Here is a 19,484-nt window from a genome sequence, read left to right as displayed (position 1 = left end):
CGCGGAAGGGGCAGGACGTGGACGACTCCCGCAGCCGGCTCTCCCGCACCCGCACGGCCCTCTCGGGGATCGTCGGCGACGCCGCGAAGTCTTCCCCCGCACGGTTGGCGCTGGCCGTCTTCACGGCGATGATCCTCGCGGTCACGGGCCTGCTGTCGCTGCCGATCGCGACCGTCGAGCACGAGCGCACCCCCCTGGTCGACGCGCTCTTCACCGCGGTCTCGGCCGTGTGCGTCACGGGCCTGACCACGGTGGACACCGCCACGCACTGGTCCACCTTCGGGCTCACCGTGATCATGGTCGCGATGAAGGTCGGCGGCCTGGGCGTCCTCACGCTCGCCTCGCTGCTGGGCCTGTCGGTGATGCGGCACATGGGGCTCGCGCAGAAGATCATCACCGCCTCGGAGACCCGCAGCGAGCGCCTCTCCGAGGTCGGCGGGGTGCTCAAGACCATCGTCATCACCTCCACGTCGTTCGAGGTCCTGACGTTCCTGGCCCTGACGCCGCACATGATCGCCAACCGGTACAGCTTCGGGGAGTCCCTGTTCAACGGAGCGTTCTACGCAATCAGCGCGTTCAACAACGCTGGCTTCGTGCCCGAGGCGTCCGGGACCGCCGTCTACGTCGCCGACCCCTGGTTCTCGATCCCGATCGCCCTGGCGGTGTTCGTGGGCTCCCTCGGCTTCCCGGTGATCCTCGTGCTCGTGCGCCGCTGGCGCACGCCCCGGCGCTGGACGCTCCACGCCAAGCTGACGCTGGCGACCTCGGGTCTGCTGTTCGGCATCGGCTTCGTCGGGATCCTGCTGGGCGAGTGGGCCAACCCCGGCACGCTGGGGCGCCACGACCTGGGCACCAAGGTGCTCGCGAGCGCCTTCGCCGCGGTCATGCCGCGCTCGGGCGGCCTCTCGACGCTGGACATGGGCGCCTTCACGCCGGCGACGCGCCTGTTCATCGACCTGCTCATGTTCATCGGCGGCGGCTCCGGGTCCACCGGCGGCGGCATCAAGGTCACCACCTTCGCCCTGCTGGTGCTGTCGATCGTCGCGGAGGCCCGCGGCGACCGCGACGTCGAGGTGTTCAACCGGCGCATCCCCCAGGACACGATCCGCCAGGCCATCGCCGTGCTCGTCGTGAGCGTGGCCGTGGTGATGACCGCGACGCTGGTGATGCTCGTGATCACCGGGCTCGACCTCGATCGCACGATGTTCGAGGTGCTCTCCGCGTACGGGACGGTGGGCCTGTCCACGGGCATCACGCCCGATCTCCCGACGCCGGCGAAGTACGTGCTCATCGCCTGCATGTACATGGGGCGCATCGGCCCGATGACCCTCGGCGCGGCCCTGGCCCTGCGCCAGCGCACGCGCGTGGTCCGCCTCCCCGAGGAGCGCCCGATCGTCGGCTGACGCGGCCTCGGGCGCGGCGGCGGCGCCTCGGTCGGGGCCGACCGGCGTATACGCTGACCGGTGCCGCGCGGCACCGCGCCGGCAGGTCGCACCATCCAGGAGGTCCCGTGGGAGACAGGCAGCGTGGCAGCGGCGGCGTGCTCGTCATCGGGCTCGGACGCTTCGGGGCATCGCTCGCCCTGACCCTCGAGGAGCTGGGCACCGACGTGCTGGCGATGGACACGAGCGCCGAGCTGGTCCAGGACTACTCGGGCCACCTCACCCACGTGGTGCAGGCCGATGCGACCAACATGGACGCACTGCAGCAGGTCGGGGCCGGGGACTTCTCCGCGGCCGTCGTGGGCGTCGGCACGTCGATCGAGGCCAGCGTGCTGATCACCGCGAACCTCGTGGACCTCGGGCGCCCGGTCATCTGGGCCAAGGCGATCTCGCAGTCCCACGGCAAGATCCTCGAGCGCATCGGCGCCCACCACGTCGTGTTCCCGGAGAAGGACGCCGGCCAGCGCGTCGCCCACCTGGTCAACGGCCGCCTCATCGACTTCATCGAGTTCGACGACGGCTTCGCGATCGTCAAGATGCGCCCGCCGCAGGAGATCGTCGGGCTCTCCCTGACCGAGTCCGACATCCGCGCCAAGTACGGGGTGACGGTGGTGGGCGTGAAGTCTCCCGGCCGCGACTTCACCTACGCGACGCCGGAGACTCGCGTGTCCCAGCACGACCTCCTGATCGTCGCGGGCCACACCGACCTCATCGAGCGCTTCGCCAACCGTCCCTGACCCTGGCGTCGCGCGCGGGGAACCGCGCGGGAGCAGGATCGCCACCCGACGTTCCCGCGGGAACGTCCCATCACTCGGCCGTCTCACGCCCATTCCCACCCCCAGTCCCACACCCTTTTCGACGCCTCGTCTCAGGCCGCCCGGGACATCGGGCGCGTGCCGCAGAGGCGACCTGAGCCCTCCCCGCCCTCACGTTGTCCGCCACCCGCCCCGCTGTGGCCTTCCCCGCCGTTGCTGTCCTGCCGCTGCCCCGAACGATGCGTGAGCATGGCCGTCACGGCATCGGCGAGGCGGAAGCCCCAGCCGCCGGTCGTGGGGAAGATCCTGGCGGCGTCGACGTCGTCCGCATCGCATCCCACCGACTCGCGGACGGGCGCCGCGAGCGGAGCGGGCCCACGGCCCTCCAGCCCACGGCCCTCCAACCCGCGCGGCCACCTCGCAGCCGCATCCCGCCCCTCGGCATCGACCACCGCGAACGGTGCGCGCACCGGCACTCCACCGATCGCGACAGCACTGTGAACATCGGCGTGGGCACCCCTCCGATCCCGCGTCGGCACCAGGTGCAGACCGCCCTCGTGGACCAGCACGTGATGACGGCGGCACAGCAGCGCGAGACCGTCGAGGTCGGTGCGGCCGCCCTCGCTCCACGGCACGACGTGATGGGCATCGAGGTGGCGCGTCTGGTCGCAGCCCGGGAAGCAGCAGGCGGACCAGCGGATCCGCAGCGCCCGCCGCTGCGCCGGGGACGCGAGCCGGCGGGCGCGCCCCAGCTGCAGCACCTCACCCTCGTCGCCGGTGAGGGCCAGGGCGATGCGCCCGGTGCAGGCGAGACGATCAGCCGTGGCGGCTTCGATCGGACCGAGTCCCTCGATGCCCGCCCTCTGCCGGGCCCCGGCGCTCTCGTGCCTCACCGCAGACGCGCCCCGTGCGAGGGCCGCCGCGTCCACGTGCACCACCACAAGGTGCCGGTCATCGCCGGACCTGTCCCGTGGAGCGGTATCGCTGTAGGCGCGGGCGACGTCGAGCAGGGCGTCGGCGCGGCGCTGACCGAGTGCGGGAGGTCCTTCCGCCTCCGCTCGCGGCGGTGCGCCATCATCCTGCCCCGGGGCGTGGCCGTCGTGCTCGAGAGCCAGCTCGAGCGCCGCGACCACTTCGGCGCCGGCCTCGGGGGCCAGGAGCGCACGGATCTCCACCATGCCGTCCTCGCGTACGCCCCACCGGGCGTCGCGGACCGCCTCCTGCTGCACACGGGTGCCGTCGGCGGCGCGGAAGCCGGCGACGGTCCGCGCGAGCTGCGAGGCGGTCATCGCCCGAGCCATCTCCAGCAGCGCGTCCTCGTCGACCAGGTCCGCCACGCGGCTCATCTCGCGGATCTTCGAGTACGAGAGCCGTCCCGCCCGGAACTCCTCCGTCGCGCGGGGCATCCGCTCGAGGGAGCGGGCGACGCGCACGTGCTCGCGCGCCGTCGGCAGGGACATCGAGCAGGCCCAGGCGAGCCAGTGCGCCACCGATTTCAGCCCGACGTACCAGCGCAGGGCCTCGCGTCGGTCGAACTCGGCGACGAGCAGCAGCAGCTCGCAGGTCGATTCCGCGATATGCGCCGCGAAGGCCTGGATTCGCGTGCCCAGGAGCTCGGCGTCGCGTCTGCCGACCGCCTCGTGCGCCCTCTCCGCGCCCGCCTCGTCGCTTGCTCGCGTGTCCTCGGCCTTCCCCGTGTCCTCGGCTGCTTCCGTGTCCTCGGCTACTTCCAGACCATCGAGCGCCTCGAGCCCTTTCGCCCGCGCGCTCTCTCGCCTGAGCGCGTCCTCCGCCAGGATCGTCATCCCACCCACCCGCTTCCCTCGTCGTCCCTGCACTGACAGCCCTCGTGAGCCATGGGACGAGCACACCAGACAGGTGTGACGATCGAACACCCGTTCGAGTCGAATGTGGACAGGCGGGTTCGCTGACGGGTGAGCATGTGGACGATTGGCGAGCGGGGATCTGGCGCGACCGCGTCGCGGCTCCACGACTGACGGAGCTCACGCACCCGCGTTGCAGACAATAGGACAAGACGTTCCCGCGGGAACGTCGTCGCGCACCGTTCGAACGCCGACCGACACCGTCGATCACGCCCGGCGCCATCGACGACGGTCGCCAGCGCGGACTCCCTCGGGGCGCTGCTGTCGTCAGCCCCCTCCCCGCGCTCCTCTGCGCGCGGCCCTCGGCGACGTCATCCCCCGAGCGACGTCACTCCCCCGACATCGTGCGCGACCGCGACGCGGCCGCATCCATCGCGCCGGCGAGCGCGGCCCGGATCCCGCCGCGCTCGAGCGCGGCGACGCCCTCGGCGGTCGTGCCGCCGGGGCTCATCACCTGCGAGCGCGCGACCGCGGGGTGTTCGCCCGTCTCCTGCAGCAGGACGGCGGAGCCCTTGACGGTCTGCAGCACGATCCGCGTCGCCTCGGGCCGCGGGATCCCCTGGCGCACGGCCTCGTCGATCATCGCGTCGATCATCGTGAACACGAAGGCGGGAGCGCTGCCCGCCGCGCCGATGAGGGCGTGGCCCTTGTCCTCGGGCAGGTCGACGACCAGGCCCGACGCGGACAGCAGCGCCCGCGCGAGGCCCACCGACGCCTCGCCCGCCTCCGGCGACGGCATGAGCTGGGTGACGCCCTCCCCCACCGACATCGGCGTATTGGGCATGGCGCGGACGAGCTCGCGGTGCCCGCCGAGGAGCTCGCCGAGCGCGGCGAGCGTGGTGCCGGCCGCGACGCACAGCACGAGCGCGTCCTCGCGCAGGTGCTCGCGCAGGCTCGGCACGACCGCGTCGAGCTGATAGGGCTTGACGCCGATCACGACGGCGTCGGCGTCGTCGACGTCCGCGAGCGTCCCGGGCGTCGCGTCGAGGTCCTCGGCGGCGCGGCGGGAGGACTCCTCGGACGAGTTGACGATGCGCAGGTTCTCGGGCGCGATCCCTGCGGCGAGCGCCGCGGTGACGAAAGCGCCGCCCATGTTCCCGGCCCCGACGACGACGACCGTGGTCGAGGACAGGTCTGCGAGCGCATCTTCGGGCGTGGTCTGCTGGCTGCTCGTGCTCTCGCGGGTGCTCGTGCTCTCGTGGGTGCTCATGGGCCCACTGTAGGGGCGCTCCCCTACAGTGGCCTCCATGCTCTCGGCTCTGCGCGGCTACCTGGCACGGAAGATCCCGTGGTGGACGGTGCGCCTCACCCAGCCCTCGTTCCTGGTGAGCGTGGTGGCGCTGCTGCGCACCCCCGACGGCCGGATCCTCCTGCTGGAGAACCGCTTCTGGCGCGGCGGCCGCTGGGGCTGCCCCGCGGGCTACATGCGCCGCGGAGAGTCCCCGGAGCAGACGGCCGTGCGCGAATGCCGCGAGGAGTGCGGCGTCGTCCCCCGTGACCTGCGCGTGGTGAGCGTGCTCCCCCAGTCGCCGCACCGGGTCGAGATCTGGTGCACCGGGACGATCGACATCGAGGTCGCACCGAGCGCGCTGCAGTCCTGGGAGATCACCGGCGCGGACCTGCTGGACCTCGACGCAGCCCTCGCGCGCATGCGGCGCTCCCAGGCGGCGATGGTGCGCGAGCTGCTCGCCCAGGCGTGACGCCCCGCGGGCCACGGGGTCGCCGCACGGGCCACGGGTGCCCGTGGCCGGGAGTTCTCGTGGCCGGGCGAGCCGATGGGAAGCACTGCACGCATGCGCGCGGACAGGCCCGTATTCGGCCTATCGGAGCGTATTCGTGCGTCGCTGACCGTCCGTCCCTGCCGCCCGTGATCCCGACAGCCCGGGAGCCCTCGTCAGGCCCCGGTGCCCCAGTGCGGCGGGACGTCCCGGCCCAGGCGCTCGTCGTTGGACTCGTCGACCCCGGCCTCCGGCTGCTCGTCGACCATGCGATCGGGCAGGACGGGCCTGTCCTCGCGCTCGGCAGAGCGGCGCCGGGACGGGGCGGGCTCTCCCCAGGCCATCGGCGCACCGGTCAGCGAGGAGACGACGATCCGCCCCGCGCTCGGGTGGGCCGCCCGGGCCCGCTCGCGCTCCTTCTCGCGCTCCCGGTCCTGCTCGGCGGTCACAGTCGCTCCTGGTAGCGGCGGATCGCCGAGGCGATCGAGACGTCCAGCAGCACCGAGCGCTTCTCGAAGCCGAGGAACGCGCGGACCTCGGCTGCGAGCTGGTCCTCGAGGCGCGCGCGGCCGTCGGAGCAGATGTACTCGACGACCGCGTCGAAGTCCTCGGTCGCGTAGAACGACAGCGGCTGGCCGGCCGGGATCTGCGGGTGCGGCAGCTGGTGCTGCGCGGTGCCGATGCCGGGGGCGGTGCTCGTCGGGGCCTCGTGGACGGCGGCCTCATAGGCCCGCTCGACGGCGCGGCGGATCCTGTCGGCCTCGCCCTCGGGGTCGATGAACAGCGCCCAGGACCACACGCGCTCGGTGGACCAGCCGGCCCGCTCGAGGCGCTCGGCCCGCAGGCGGTCGCGCTCGCGCTGGCTGGCGGTCGCGACGTAGCGGTCGCCGTCGGTGTCGACGGCCACCAGGTAGCGGCCGGGCAGATCGGGGTGGCCGAGGGCGAGCTCGATGCGGTCGGCGGTGAGGCCGTAGTCCGCGTCGACGACCAGGCCCAGGCGCCACAGACGATCCGCGAGATCGGCGACGAGCGCCCCTGCGGAGGACTCGGTGCGGCGCTCGGCGGGTGCGGTGTCCGCCGGGCCGTCGTCATCCGTCGCGTCATCGTCATCGTCCGACGGGTCATCGTCCGACGCGGAGGTGTCTGCCTCCGGCGCATCGGCGGGGCGATCCTCGGCGGGCTCAGCGGCCGCCTCGTCGTCCCGCGACTCATCGTCCGTAACGGCCTCACCATCGGCCGCGCCGTCGGGCTCGGCCTCTGCTGTCTCCGTCTCCGTCGCGGGCTGCTCGTCGTCGACCGGGGCGGAGGCGTCCTCCGGCTCAGCGCTCTCCGGCGCCTCCGTCGCGGCATCGGCCGTCGGCTCGGCCGTCCCGACGGTCTCGTCAGCCTCGAGCGGATCCTCCCCCGTGTAGAGGTAGGCGAGCATCGCGTGCAGATCGCGCGCGCCGTCGGTCTTCAGCCGCGCGAGGTCGAGCTCCTCGGCCCGCAGGCCCGAGACCACGGTGGTGCGTCCGCGCGACCTCGTGAGCGCCGTGACCAGCGCCTTGCGGCCGTGGGGGCCCGAGAGCGGGCCGAAGCGGTGGATCAGGCGGCCGTGGGGCGACTTGCCGAAGCCGACGGACACGATCACGTCGTCCCGGGTGATGCCCGCGGCGTGCTCGACCGGGACCACGGTGAAGGCCTCCGGCTTCTCCGGGTCGAAGAAGTCGCGCAGCATGGGGATCACGCCGACGGTCTGGATCACGCGGTCCAGCACGGCGCTCGCATGCGTGGGCGTGAAGGCGATGACCGCGAGCGAGCGCTCGGGGCGGGTGCGCGCGTGCTCGATGACGAGGTCGGTCACGCGGCGCAGCTCCACCTCGGTGCTCTCGACCACGTCGACCCCGGGCATGACGGCGGCGCGGGCCCCGTCGACGAGGACCAGCCGGTCGGGCTCGGCCACGGTCGGGCTCGGCACGGCCACGATGTCCGCGTCCTCCGCGCGCCGCAGCGCGAAGGCCCGCAGGCCGCCGGTCGCCGGGTGCGCGTCGCGGTGGAGGGCGAAGGACGGCGCCACCTCGAGCATGTCGTCGAGGAACGTCGGCTCGTCGCCGCCCGGGAACTCGAGCGGATCGCCGACGACGACGGTCTGCGCGGCGCGGGCGATCGACGGCAGCGCCGCCCAGGTGGGCAGGCGCCCGCCGTCGGCCATGATCACGACGTCGAAGTGGCGGCCCCGCGGGATGATCTGCGGCACCAGGTAGGGGGACGCGAGCCACGTGGGGCGGGCGCGGAACAGGATGTCCTCGTACTTGCCGGCGAGATCGCGCACCGAGGTGGTCGACGAGCGGGAGAGCTCGGCGATCGCGGCCCGGGAGGTGTCCGGGAAGCGCTTCATGGTGGACACGAGCACGTCGTCGCTCGCGGCGCGCACCCGGTGCGAGGCGCGCGAGAGGTGCTCCGCATCGAGGCGGCGGAAGCGCTCGGCCACCTTCGACAGCCCCGTCCCGTCGTAGCGGGAGATGGTCGGCTCGGCGCCCGCGATGAGCTCGAGGACGCTCGACCACCAGGACAGCTCGAGCTCGGGACCCACCTGGTCGACGCCGACGTCGCGGCGGCGCAGGTCGTCCACGAGCGCGCCCAGGCCGTCGAACTCGAGGCGCCGCAGCACCGTCGTGTGCCGGGGCAGGGTCTCCAGCGTCGCGGCGTCGCGGCCGAGGGCGTCGAGACGCCCAGCGAGCGCGTCGTAGTCGGTCGTGACGAGGTCGCCGCCGGCCGGCGTGCCGGACAGGAGGACGGCCAGCTCGTCGCAGGCGGTCTGCGCCCGGCGGGCCAGGGTGCTCGCCTGGTCGAGCTGCTCGGGCAGGCGCGGCAGGCTCGCGCGCCCCGCGGTGGTCACGGCCTGCTCGGCCCAGGCGTCGCGCACGCGGCGGGCGTCGACCAGCCCGGAGTGGAGGTCGGCCGCGGCATCGGGCGAGCGCAGCAGCGCCATGGCGTCGCGATGCAGGCGGCGCCGCTCTCCCCAGCCCTGCTCGATGCCGTGCTCGGCGCGCCAGGCCTTGTCGGCGCTCGCCGCGATCATCGCGTCGAGCGGGGCGGCGAACACGTCGGGGTGGAACATCTGGAGGACCTGGCGGACCCGCTCGATGAGGGCGAGGCGGCGATGGAAGTCCGCGAGCGAGCGCACCTCGGCGAGGCCCAGCCCCGCGGACAGGGCGCGGGAGCGGTCCCGCAGGCGCGGCACGAGGAGGTCGCGCATCTCCTCGACGAGCTCGAGGGCGCGCGAGGCCTGCGTGTCCGTCGAGATCGTCGCGCCGAACCAGGCGGAGTCGGAGGCGGCGGTCGACAGGGCGCCGCAGTCGGCGGCCTCCCGCAGGGCGTCGGCGAAGCGCTCCCGCTCCTCCCCCACCATGCGGGCGGCGACCTCGGCGGGCAGGCGCACCGAGGTGCGCGGCGCCGGGCGCAGACGGGTGAGGCCGGCGAGCGCGGTGATCGCGTGATGGGCGGAGACGCCCCACGGCTCCTGGATGCGGTGCATCGCCTCGACGTGCCCGGCGAGCGTCTGCCGGGCCTGGGCGAGCTCCTCGGGCTCGTCCAGCGGGAACGGGGTGCGGAACGAGCCGGCGCCGCGCAGGGACATCAGCAGCGCCTCGGACGCGTTGCGCTGCAGCGCGGGGTCCGGGGAGAGGTCGAACAGGAGGTCGGCGAGCCCGCGCTCCTCGGCGAGCTCGGCGATGCGGGCGAGGCTGCGGCGGCGCTGGGAGACGACCAGGACGCTGCGGCCGCGGGCGTTGAGCTCCTCGGCGAGGTCGATGACCAGGGGGATGGAGTCCGTGCCGGGCGGAGTGGTCAGGGCCACGTGCCCGCCGTCGAGGACCCGCGCGAGCGCGGCCTCGTGATCGGGCTCGACGGCCGCGACGAGCTGGAGGGGGTCGATGCCCTCCTCCTGGGCGGGGACCGCGGCCGCCATCGCGGCGCGAGCGTCCTCGTCGCCGGCGAGCGCCGCCACGAGGTCCTGGGACACCCAGTCGGGACGGTCGGTCGTGAGGTCCTCGACGAGGGGACCGGCCGTGTCCATGAGGTTGCCGACGACCAGCGCGTGGACCACGCGGAAGCCGGGCAGCGGCTCGCCGAGGGCGCGGAAGGCGTCGAGCACCGGGTTGGGGTCGAAGCCGTAGGGGCCGTCGGTCGTGCCCAGGAGGGCACGGGCGTCGACCGCGACGCCCGCGTCGCGCAGCGCGCGCAGCAGGACAGGGTTGACGTCGACGGTCGCGTCGATCTCGAGGTCGACGTCCTCGCGGGCGTTGCCCCGGAGCCGCAGGGTGATGGGGCGCACCAGCACGGGGGCGTGGAAGGGCTCGCCGCCGTCGGGCGGCAGCCAGGTGGCCTCGCCGATCCCGAGGTGGCAGGTGGTCAGGCCCACCTCCTCCGCCTGGCGCTGCGCGGTCTCCCGGATCGCGCGGGCATGGGCGCGGGCGTCGGCGAGCGCCCCGACCTCGCGCACGAGGGAGGACAGGCGCGTGGCGCCGCGGCCCGCGAGCAGCTGGGCCAGGCCCGACGGGTGGGAGTGCGTGAGGTCCAGGACGTGGTCGCCCGAACGCATCTGCGTGAGGAAGGAGGGGCCGTCCCCGGTGCCGGCGACGACGCCGGCCCAGCGGTCGAGGGCCTCGCCGACGCGATCGGCGCGGGACAGCGGACGGTCGTCGAGACGGCGCTCGGGCAGTGAGAACTCGTCGAGCTCCGGGGCCTCGCCCGCGTTCGCCGAGGTCGAGGCGCTGTGCACGGCGACCTCGATGCCGCCGGTCGGCGCGGTGGCCTCCCCGCTGGCGGCGGGCGCGGCGGGGGCGGCCTGCGATCCCGTCGGCTCGGGAGCGCGCTTGGCGCCCGGGGCGTCGACCGCCTCGGGCTGCGCGCTCTCATCGTCTCGGCGCCGGCTTCGGGTGAACTTCCACATCACGCCCCGAGGCTACCGGCCCGCGGGCGGGGGCGCCGCCAGGCGTGCCGGTCAGACCTCGTGCAGGACGACCTCGTGCTCGCGCAGATGCTCGCGGACGCGCGCGGGGACCTCCCCGGCGACGACGAGGTCCGTGAGGGCCGCGAGCTGGCAGATCGCGGCCATCGCGCGGACGCCGATCTTGTCGGCGCTTGTGACGCCGACGACGCGGCGCGAGTGCCCGATCATCGTGCGGGTCACGACCGCCTCCGCATCGGAGTGGCATGTCAGTCCCGCCTCGACGTCGAGGCCGATCGTGCCGACGAACATGACGTCCAGCCAGAGGTCGCGCATGGTGGCGGTCGCCATGGGACCGGTGAGCTCGAAGGAGTGCGGCTCGGCGACGCCGCCGAGGACGACGGTGCGCACCGAGGGACGCAGGACGGCCTCGAGCGCGATGTTCAGGGCGGCGCAGACGACGGTGAGGCCGGGCTCGCCCTCGCGGCCCGCGAGGTCGGGACGGGCCACGATGCGCCGCGCGGTCGAGGTGGTGGTGCGTCCGCCGTTGAAGCCGACGGTCTGGCCCGGGCGCACGAGCGCCGCGGCCGCGGCGGCGACGGCCTCGCGGGCGCCGCCCTCGGCGTCGGCGGAGCGGGGGCCGGCGGCGAGGGAGTAGGCGACGTCGACCGCGACGATCCCGCCGTGGGTGCGGCGCGCCAGCTGCGCCTTCTCCATCTCGACGAAGTCGCGCCGCACCGTCGACTCGCTGATGCCCATCTCGGCGGCGACGTCGGAGACCAGCAGACGCCGGTCGCGCGCCAGGAGGGACAGGATGTGGTCCCAGCGACCGGACTTGTCGCGGATCTTCGGCTGCGTGTTCACGCAGACAGTATGCGCGTTCATGGCGGGTCGACGCCCATCCGGTCACTGCGCGCGCACGCGAACGAGCGTTCGCGGCCGCGGGTGGCGATTCCGGACATCCCGTGCGTAGCGTGACGCCCATCGCTCCGGACCGGAGGGATCACCGATGAAAGGAGATCGCCATGGGTTTCGATGATGCACTGAACGATGCACTGAACAAGGCCAAGGACTTCGCCGGCCAGCACGAGGATCAGGCCAACCAGGCCCTCGACGGCGCCGAGCAGAAGGCCACCGACCTCGCGCCGGACCAGTTCGACGGTGCCGTCGGCCAGGGTGCCGACCAGGCCCGCGAGCATCTCGGCCTCGGCGCCGATGAGCAGGGCCAGCCGGGCGCGTGATCTGACGCCCCGCTGAGCATGCGCGAAGGCCCCGTTCCGCGATCACTGCGGGACGGGGCCTTCGTCATGCGCGGGGCAGGTCGGCCAGGACTCAGGGCAGAGGTTCAGGGCTTCGTGCGGCGCCGGGCCAGCAGGGCCAGGGCGATGCCCACCACCGCCACCAGCGGGACGACGGCCAGGAGGATGGCGAGGGGGCTGATCCCGGTGTCCGAGGCGTCATCGTTCGCCTGGGTGCTCGGCGAGGCCGATCCCGACGCGGCGGCAGGTGCCGACGACGTCTGCTCCGTCGATGCCTGCTCCGACGGGGCGGCGGTCATCGTCCCCTGGGCGACGTCGAAGGAGAAGCTGCCCTCGATCGGGTGGCCGTCGGCCGAGACCACGCGCCACTGCACGGTCGAGCGGCCCGTGGGGAGCCCGTCGGGCAGGGCGAGCACCGCGGCGGTGCCCTCGATGGTCGGGGCGCCGTCGGCGACCACCGCGCCGTCGGGGCCGGTCACGCGGATCTGCGGTGACACGTCGAGCGGGGTGTCGGAGAAGGTGAGCGTGATCGCCTCAGGGGGCGCCTCGAGGGAGGCGCCGTCAGCGGGGTCGGAGGAGACCAGCTGATCGTGCGCGGAGGCCGCGGTCGACACGGCGAGCACGATCGCGAGCACGCCCAGCACTGCCGCGAGGGCACCCAGGGCACGACGGATGAGGGACGGGATCACAGGGGTCTCAGGCACGTCAGCCACCCTAGCCGGGCCCCGGTCGGCGCAGGCGGTCTCAGCCCCGGAGATCCGCCCGATGCGCGAGCACGGGAAGTCGGCGCCGCACGGCCGCGACCTCCTCGGCGTCGATATCGGCCAGGAGGATCCCCTCCTCTCGCCCCAGCTCGGCGCGCACCTCCCCCAGCGGCGAGACGACGAGGGAGCCGCCGCAGCCCCGCTCCGGCGCGGGATCGACGGGAGGCGGCGCCTGGTCGCAGGCGATCAGGTGCACGGTGGTGTCCAGGGCGCGGGCCCGCACCAGCAGGCGCCACTGCTCCGCCTTGCCGGGCCCATCGGCCCAGGCGGCCGGCAGCACCACGGCCTGCGCCCCGCGGTCCGCGAGCGCCTGGAACTGCTCGGGGAAGCGCACGTCGTAGCAGGTGGCCAGGCCGATGCGGAGGCCGTCGACGTCGACGGTGCGCAGCGCGCGGCCGGGCGCGATCGTCGCGGACTCCCGGGTGCCGAAGGCGTCGAACAGGTGGATCTTGTCGTAGTCGACGCGCGTGCCGCGGCCCCGCACGATCACCCGGTTGAGCACCCGGTCCTCGGAGGCGTCGCCGTCCGCGGGGACGAAGGAGCCGGCGACGACCACCACGTCGAGCTCCTCGGCGCGGGCCGTGAGGCGGGCGTCGAACTCCGCGGCATTCTCGCGGGCCGCGGCCCGCAGATCGGTCCCGAACGGTGCGAGCGCGGCCTCGGGCAGGACGATGAGGCGCGCCCCGGACCCCGCCGCCTCGTCGACGGCGCGCAGGCACCGCTCGGTCGCGTCGGCCGGGTCGTCGGGGACGATGATCTGGGCGCAGGCGATCCTCATGGCGCCATGCTCGCACGGGCCCGCGGACGCCCGCGCCGCCCTGCCGTAGGATGGCCCGGGCCCGCCGATCCGGCAGGGCCCGGGCCCCCGTAGCTCAGGGGATAGAGCACTTCTCTCCTAAAGAAGGTGTCGCGCGTTCGAATCGCGCCGGGGGCACTGAGCAGGCAGCAGCAGGTCAGCTGATCGCAGTCGATCAGGCCTCTGCACCCTCGCGCCGCCGCGCTGAGCGCACCCCCATCGCCCCCAGCGCCGCGACCAGCGCGAGCGCGCCGGATCCCAGCAGCGTCACCGAGGGCACGACCATGTCGCGGCCCAGTCGCGCCTCGAAGGCTTGGACGAGCGTGCCCACGATCCGGGCGTCGTCGATGGAGCCCGGGATCGCCATGCCGATGCCCTGCGATCCGAGCAGCAGCGCTCCCCCGGCCACGAGCAGCGCCGCACCGAGCACGGCCCCGATCACGCCGCGCCGCCGCGCCAGGACCAGCGACGCGACGGCCGCGGCGATCCCGGCCCATCCGATCCACGGCGCGGTCGACGCCAGCGCGGTCACGCGAGAGGGCCACGGGGACGCCGGGATGGTGACGATGTCGAGGGTGAGGAGGTCGGCGTCGGGGATGTCGATGTCCTGGCCGATCAGATCGCCGACGGGCGTGACGAGCTCGTCGACGTAGGGGTTCAGGTCAGCGGTGACGGTGCCGCCCGCGGGGTCCATCAGTGTCGTGTGGAGATCGCCCATGGAGTCGGACCAGATGGTCGCGAACGACGCGGACTGCGTCAGCTTGGCCGCCTGGTCCTGGATTGTCGGCTCGATGAGCGCGGCCAGGGGGCGCGGCACCTTCGCCTGCTCGAGGACGCCCTCGACGGCGGCGTCGGAGACGTCCTGCTGGAACTGCGGGTTCGCACCGAGCGGGCGGGCGATCTCGAGGAAGCCGTCGCGATCGACCAGGTGGTCGCGCGTCCACGTCGCCGGGGCCCACAGGGCCAGCGCCACGGCCGCGCACAGGGCGAGGAGGACGGCCACGAGGTCGCGCATCGCGTTCATCGCTCCAGGGTACGGGCGCGGCCCGACCGTCCCGTCACGCGGACGGGGCGACCTCGAGCACGAGCTGGGCGACGATGTCGCGCCCGACGATCAGGGGCTCGTGGCCCTCGGCCGCCAGCCGGGTCTCGGTCCCGATGCGGTCGACGGTGATCTGCGCCCCCGCGACGAGGCCGTGGCGCTCGAGGTCGCGGAGGATCTCGGGGTCGGACTGGGCCCGCTCGCCGATCCGCACGAGGCGCGCCCGCACCGGGCCGCCCGTGAGGTCGAGGTCGCTGCAGGCGGTGAGCGCCGAGCCCGGGACGGCGTCGCCCGCGATCGCCTCGCCCTCGATGCCCAGCTCCGCGAGCCCCGGGATCGGGTTGCCGTACGGGTCGAGGTAGGGGGGCTCGATGAGGGCGGCGATGCGCTTCTCGACCTCGAGGCTCATGACGTGCTCCCAGCGGCACGCCTCCTCGTGGACGAGCGCGTACTCCAGCCCGATCGTGTCCAGCAGGTGGCGCTCGGCCAGGCGGTGCTTGCGCATGACCGCGGTCGCGATGTCCACGCCCTCGGGAGTCAGGCGGATGCGCCGCTCCTCATCGAGGTGGAGCAGCCCGTCGCGCTCCATGCGGGCGACCGTCTGGGAGACGGTCGGGCCGGAATGGTCGAGACGCTCGGCGATCCGCGCGCGCATGGGGGCGATGCCCGCCTCGCGCAGCTCGAAGACCGTCTTGAGGTACATCTCCGTGGTGTCGATGAGATCGCCGCTCATGGTGCCCTCCCGGTCCGGTCGTCTGCGTGCTCGACCCCACTGTAGTGGGGGCACCGGCGCTCCGAGCGGCGGCCTGCGCCCCGGGTGCCATCACCCCCAGGTCAGAGGGCGAGCGAGACCAGATGCACGAGGACGCCCAGGCCGTTGAGCAGCACGTGCGCGAGGACGCACCAGCGCAGGCGGCGCCACCGCGCCCAGATCAGCCCGAGCGCGATGCCCGTGCTCCCCTGCATCGCGATCACCTGCGCGACGCCGTCGAGCGTGAGACCGCCTTGGTGGGACAGGACATGGGAGAGGCCGAAGAGCAGGGAGGTGGCCAGGATCCCTGTCCAGGGCCCGGCGAGGGCCTCGAGCCGGGTCTGCAGGAAGCGCCGGAACAGCAGCTCCTCACCGAGCCCCGCGGTGATCGCCGTCGCGACCGCGGAGACGATGAGGAGACCGACGGGCGGCCCCGTGCTCGGCGCCGGGGTCGCGAGGTGGCCGAGCGTGGGCAGGACGCCGAGCAGGGCCACCGGGAGCAGGGCCGGCAGCGTCGACCCCGCGGGGCGCTCGATCTCGATGCTCGCCCCGCGCCGCGCGAGCAGGCCCAGAGCGAGGGCCGGGACGAGCATGAACAGCGCCGCCTTGAGCACGATGGCGTCCTCGGGCAGGGGCAGGCGCGGCGCGAGGACGACGAACAGGGCGAAGAGGCCGATCAGGCCCGCGGTCTCCGCGACCGCGCGACGGGGGCGCCGCACGGTGATCGCGCTGGCGGGACGTGACGGTCCGGGGAGGGCGAGCGCCGCCGCGGCCGCGAGCAGCGCCGGCACGACGAGCAGCGGCACGGGGCGCGGCACGTACCCGGGATCGCGGGAGACGACGACGCCCTCGGGGTGCAGCGCCCAGGCGGTGAGGAGGGCCGCGACGAATACGGCGGCGAGGGCGAGGCCCCGGCCGCGGTCCCCGCGCGATGCGGATGCCGCCTCCGCAGGGTCGGTGGTCGCGGGCGTCGGGTTCGGCGAGCTCATGCCTCGAGCATCGCGCACCTCGGATGCGTCTGCCTCCTCCTCAGGTGCCGGATCCGACGGCTGAGCGCCCCGCCCCCGAGGACTGCTCGGGGACGGGGCGCTCGCGGCGTCCGTGCGGAGGTATCAGGCCTTGGCGGCCATGATCTGGCGCATCAGCTCGGCGGTCTCGGTGGGGGTCTTGCCCACCTTCACGCCGGCGGCCTCGAGGGCCTCCTTCTTCGCCTGGGCGGTGCCCGCGGAGCCGGAGACGATCGCGCCGGCGTGGCCCATCGTCTTGCCCTCGGGGGCGGTGAAGCCCGCGACGTAGCCCACGACCGGCTTGGTCATGTGCTCGGAGATGTAGGCCGCGGCGCGCTCCTCGGCGTCGCCGCCGATCTCGCCGATCATCACGACGGCCTCGGTGTCGTCATCGGCCTCGAACGCCTCGAGGGCGTCGATGTGCGTGGTGCCGATGACGGGATCGCCGCCGATGCCGATGCACGTGGTGAAGCCGAGGTCGGCCAGCTCGTACATCATCTGGTAGGTCAGCGTGCCGGACTTCGAGACCAGCCCGATCTTTCCGGCCCCGGCGATGTTCGCCGGGATGATGCCCGCGTTGGAGACGCCCGGGGTGATGATGCCCGGGCAGTTGGGGCCGATGATCCGCGTGGTGCCCGTGGCGAGGGCCGCGTTGACGAACTCCGCGGAGTCCTTGACCGGGATGCCCTCGGTGATGACCACCAGGAGGCCGATACCGGCCTCGATGGCCTCCATCGCGGCGCCCTTGGCGAACTTCGGGGGGACGAAGACGACGGACACGTTCGCGCCCGTGGCCTCCATGGCCTCGGCGACGGAGCCGAAGACGGGCACGGAGCGCCCGCCCTCGAAGTCGACGCTCTGGCCGGCCTTCTTGGGGTTGACGCCGCCGACGATGTTCGTGCCGGCGTCGAGCATGCGCTGGGAGTGCTTCATGCCCTCCGAGCCGGTCATGCCCTGGACGATGACCTTGGAGTCGGAGTCGAGGAAGATCGACATGGGTTCAGCAGCTCACTTTCCGTTCGCGGCCAGCTCGGCGACCGTGGCGGCTCCGCCGTCCATGGTCTCCGCGAGCGTGACGAGGGGATGGTCGGCGTCGGCGAGGATCTGGCGACCCTCCTCGACCTTGTTGCCGTCGAGGCGGACGACGAGCGGCTTGGTGGCGGCGTCGCCCAGCTTGGCGAGCGCGCCCACGATGCCGTCGGCGACGGCGTCGCAGGCGGTGATGCCGCCGAAGACGTTGACGAACACGGCGCGCACCTGGTCATCGCCCAGGATCACGTCGAGGCCGTTGGCCATCACCTCGGCGGAGGCGCCGCCGCCGATGTCGAGGAAGTTGGCGGGCTTGACGCCGTGCTCCTCGCCCGCGTAGGCGACGACGTCGAGGGTCGACATGACCAGGCCCGCGCCGTTGCCGATGATGCCGACCTCGCCGTCGAGCTTGACGTAGTTGAGGTCGAGCGCCTTGGCCTTGGCCTCGAGCGGGTCCTCGGTGCGGGAGTCCACGAGGGCGGCGTGGTCCTCGTGGCGGAACTCGGCGTTGTCGTCGAGGGTGACCTTGCCGTCGAGGGCGACGATCTCCCCGTCGCCCGTCTTGACCAGCGGGTTCACCTCCACGAGGGTCGCGTCCTCCTCGCGGTAGACGTCCCACAGGCGCTGCAGCACGGGGACGATCTTCTCGCCGGTCTCGGCGTCGAAGCCGGCGGCCTCGACGATCTCGCGGGCCTTGGGCTCGTCGATGCCGACGTTGGGGTCCACGGCGATACGGGCCAGGGCCTCGGGGCGCTCGACGGCGAGCTGCTCGATCTCCATGCCGCCCTCCTTGGAGCACATGGCGAGGTAGCGGCGCTCGGCGCGGTCCAGCAGCAGCGAGAAGTAGTACTCCTCGGCGATGTCCGCGCCCGCGGCGATCATGACCCGGTGGACGGTGTGGCCCTTGATGTCCATGCCGAGGATCTCGGCGGCGCGCTGCTCGGCCTCCTCCGGGGACTTCGCGACCTTGACGCCGCCGGCCTTGCCGCGGCCGCCGGTCTTGACCTGGGCCTTCACGACGACGACGGGCGTGCCGAACTGCTCGGCGGCGGCCTTGGCGGCACTCGGCTCCTCTGCGACGACTCCTCCGAGCACGGGGACGCCGTGCTTCTCGAAGAGGTCGCGGGCCTGGTATTCGAACAGGTCCACGGGTTTCTCGATCCTCTCGATCTCGACAGGGGCGGGGAGCGCCGCATGCGCGGCACCGTCACCGCCCGGGAAGGACAAGCGGGGAAAGCCTATATCCGAATCATGAGACGGCGGCCACGTTCCGGGACCTCCGTCCCGCCGCCTGCGCGCACAGGGCGGTCGAAGGGGCGCCGTCTACGATGGGCGCGTGGCTTCCCGACCGCGCTCCCTGACCGGGCGCATCCGCGACCAGCTGGCCTTCAGCGTCGGCGCGGTCCTCGTCCTGTTCCTCGTCCTGCGCGTGTTCGGCGTGCGCTCCTCGGTCGCGGGCATCGCCCTGTCGATCCTGCTGACGCTCGCGCTGAACGTGGGGCTGGCCGCCTGGGGCGAGGCCCGCTCCCGCCGCACGGCCCAGCGCCCGCGGCAGGCGCCGCGAGCACGGGACGCCGATATCCGCTGGCGCGACGACGAGCGCTGAGGCCGGCAGACAGGACCAGGAGGGGATCCGATGGCCGATTGGAAGACCTACGCGAAGGCGGCGCAGCGCACCGCGCAGCGCCAGGGCGCCGATGCCCGCCGCAGCGCCTCCGTGTACACGCAGGCCGCCCGAGAGACCGCCCGGAAGCAGGCGCCCGAGGTCCGCGAGGCCCTCGACCGCTCCCGGGCCGAGACCCGCCGCACCGCCGCCGCCTACGCCGCGGTCGCCTCGAAGCGGGCCCGCCGCGCCCGCCTGGGGCAACGCCTGAAGAACGCGGTGCGCGACGCCCTGCTGATGGGGCTGTCGATCCTGGTGATCTGGTTCGTGGTGACCCGCACGGGCGTGCAGATCCCGATCACGGCGCTGCTGGCCGTCATCGCCGTGCTCATGCTGGTCCGCTTCGGCTACGCCCTGTTCGCCCGGATTGACACGACGGTCGAGGACGACAACCTCATGGGATCGGACGACCGGCATCAGGGACATGGGAACAGGCGCTGATTCA

At 73.5% G+C, this 19,484-nt stretch carries 18 protein-coding genes and 1 tRNA gene; 7 read left to right on the top strand and 12 right to left on the bottom strand.

Features of this window, described 5'->3' with window-relative positions:
• Window positions 1-17 precede the first annotated feature (17 nt).
• Both FM110_RS08385 and FM110_RS08380 read left to right on the top strand, forming a co-directional pair.
• Window positions 18-1,403 (top strand): TrkH family potassium uptake protein, encoded by a 1,386-nt coding sequence (locus FM110_RS08385; protein WP_407641036.1) that lies wholly within the window; start codon window positions 18-20, stop codon window positions 1,401-1,403.
• Window positions 1,404-1,510: 107 nt separating this feature from the next.
• Window positions 1,511-2,179: a potassium channel family protein gene (locus FM110_RS08380; RefSeq protein ID WP_087104304.1), complete on the top strand. Its 669-nt coding sequence runs from the start codon at window positions 1,511-1,513 to the stop codon at window positions 2,177-2,179.
• A gap of 131 nt (window positions 2,180-2,310) precedes the next feature.
• On the opposite strand, the gene FM110_RS08375 is transcribed toward FM110_RS08380, so the two are convergent.
• Window positions 2,311-4,002: an HNH endonuclease signature motif containing protein gene (locus FM110_RS08375; RefSeq protein WP_087104334.1), complete on the bottom strand. Its 1,692-nt coding sequence runs from the start codon at window positions 4,000-4,002 to the stop codon at window positions 2,311-2,313.
• A 406-nt stretch (window positions 4,003-4,408) separates the two neighbouring features.
• On the bottom strand, window positions 4,409-5,290 hold the full coding sequence (gene proC, locus FM110_RS08370) for a pyrroline-5-carboxylate reductase (RefSeq protein WP_087104303.1): 882 nt from the start codon (window positions 5,288-5,290) through the stop codon (window positions 4,409-4,411).
• A 37-nt stretch (window positions 5,291-5,327) separates the two neighbouring features.
• Between proC and FM110_RS08365 the strand changes: the two genes are divergently transcribed.
• Window positions 5,328-5,780 (top strand): NUDIX hydrolase, encoded by a 453-nt coding sequence (locus FM110_RS08365; protein WP_087104333.1) that lies wholly within the window; start codon window positions 5,328-5,330, stop codon window positions 5,778-5,780.
• Window positions 5,781-5,974: 194 nt separating this feature from the next.
• On the opposite strand, the gene FM110_RS08360 is transcribed toward FM110_RS08365, so the two are convergent.
• The 3 genes from FM110_RS08360 to FM110_RS08350 are packed head-to-tail and all read right to left on the bottom strand — an operon-like array spanning window position 5,975 to window position 11,592.
• Window positions 5,975-6,247: a hypothetical protein gene (locus FM110_RS08360; RefSeq protein WP_087104302.1), complete on the bottom strand. Its 273-nt coding sequence runs from the start codon at window positions 6,245-6,247 to the stop codon at window positions 5,975-5,977.
• A complete protein-coding gene (locus tag FM110_RS08355) occupies window positions 6,244-10,731 on the bottom strand; it encodes a DUF4011 domain-containing protein (RefSeq protein ID WP_087104301.1) in 4,488 nt (1,495 codons plus the stop codon). Before FM110_RS08355 ends, FM110_RS08360 begins: the two co-directional genes overlap by 4 nt.
• A gap of 51 nt (window positions 10,732-10,782) precedes the next feature.
• A complete protein-coding gene (locus FM110_RS08350) occupies window positions 10,783-11,592 on the bottom strand; it encodes a DeoR/GlpR family DNA-binding transcription regulator (RefSeq protein ID WP_234992068.1) in 810 nt (269 codons plus the stop codon).
• Between the two features lie 161 nt (window positions 11,593-11,753).
• Between FM110_RS08350 and FM110_RS08345 the strand changes: the two genes are divergently transcribed.
• On the top strand, window positions 11,754-11,969 hold the full coding sequence (locus FM110_RS08345; RefSeq protein WP_087104299.1) for an antitoxin: 216 nt from the start codon (window positions 11,754-11,756) through the stop codon (window positions 11,967-11,969).
• Window positions 11,970-12,073: 104 nt separating this feature from the next.
• Here FM110_RS08345 and FM110_RS08340 read toward each other — a convergent pair whose 3' ends face one another.
• Both FM110_RS08340 and FM110_RS08335 read right to left on the bottom strand, forming a co-directional pair.
• Window positions 12,074-12,691 (bottom strand): copper resistance CopC family protein, encoded by a 618-nt coding sequence (locus tag FM110_RS08340; protein WP_087104332.1) that lies wholly within the window; start codon window positions 12,689-12,691, stop codon window positions 12,074-12,076.
• Between the two features lie 40 nt (window positions 12,692-12,731).
• A complete protein-coding gene (locus FM110_RS08335) occupies window positions 12,732-13,529 on the bottom strand; it encodes a nitrilase-related carbon-nitrogen hydrolase (protein WP_087104298.1) in 798 nt (265 codons plus the stop codon).
• Between the two features lie 83 nt (window positions 13,530-13,612).
• Here FM110_RS08335 and FM110_RS08330 point away from each other — a divergent pair.
• Window positions 13,613-13,685 (top strand) — tRNA-Arg (locus FM110_RS08330).
• Between the two features lie 37 nt (window positions 13,686-13,722).
• On the opposite strand, the gene FM110_RS08325 is transcribed toward FM110_RS08330, so the two are convergent.
• From FM110_RS08325 to sucC, 5 genes are all read right to left on the bottom strand, one after another.
• Window positions 13,723-14,571, bottom strand: coding sequence for a hypothetical protein (locus FM110_RS08325; protein WP_087104297.1), 849 nt, complete (start codon window positions 14,569-14,571; stop codon window positions 13,723-13,725).
• Window positions 14,572-14,605: 34 nt separating this feature from the next.
• On the bottom strand, window positions 14,606-15,322 hold the full coding sequence (locus FM110_RS08320) for a metal-dependent transcriptional regulator (RefSeq protein WP_087104296.1): 717 nt from the start codon (window positions 15,320-15,322) through the stop codon (window positions 14,606-14,608).
• 101 nt (window positions 15,323-15,423) lie between these two features.
• Complete coding sequence (locus tag FM110_RS08315; protein ID WP_087104295.1) at window positions 15,424-16,329, bottom strand: CPBP family intramembrane glutamic endopeptidase; 906 nt, start codon at window positions 16,327-16,329, stop codon at window positions 15,424-15,426.
• A gap of 123 nt (window positions 16,330-16,452) precedes the next feature.
• The gene (gene sucD / locus FM110_RS08310; protein ID WP_087104294.1) at window positions 16,453-17,343 is read right to left on the bottom strand and encodes a succinate--CoA ligase subunit alpha; all 891 of its coding nucleotides are present in this window, start codon (window positions 17,341-17,343) and stop codon (window positions 16,453-16,455) included.
• Between the two features lie 12 nt (window positions 17,344-17,355).
• Window positions 17,356-18,525: an ADP-forming succinate--CoA ligase subunit beta gene (gene sucC, locus FM110_RS08305; RefSeq protein ID WP_087104293.1), complete on the bottom strand. Its 1,170-nt coding sequence runs from the start codon at window positions 18,523-18,525 to the stop codon at window positions 17,356-17,358.
• Window positions 18,526-18,712: 187 nt separating this feature from the next.
• On the opposite strand from sucC, the gene FM110_RS08300 reads away from it, so the two are divergent.
• Together FM110_RS08300 and FM110_RS08295 are read left to right on the top strand one after the other, a co-directional pair.
• Window positions 18,713-18,982: a hypothetical protein gene (locus FM110_RS08300; RefSeq protein ID WP_087104292.1), complete on the top strand. Its 270-nt coding sequence runs from the start codon at window positions 18,713-18,715 to the stop codon at window positions 18,980-18,982.
• Between the two features lie 30 nt (window positions 18,983-19,012).
• Window positions 19,013-19,480, top strand: a complete 468-nt coding sequence (locus tag FM110_RS08295) for a hypothetical protein (RefSeq protein WP_087104291.1) — start codon at window positions 19,013-19,015, stop codon at window positions 19,478-19,480.
• Window positions 19,481-19,484: the final 4 nt, after the last annotated feature.

Origin of the sequence: Brachybacterium nesterenkovii (genome assembly GCF_900163655.1) — a bacterium.
GTDB lineage: Bacteria > Actinomycetota > Actinomycetes > Actinomycetales > Dermabacteraceae > Brachybacterium > Brachybacterium nesterenkovii.
The sequence above is the reverse complement of the archived record's forward strand: the minus strand, read 5'-3'. Positions and strand labels throughout refer to the sequence as shown.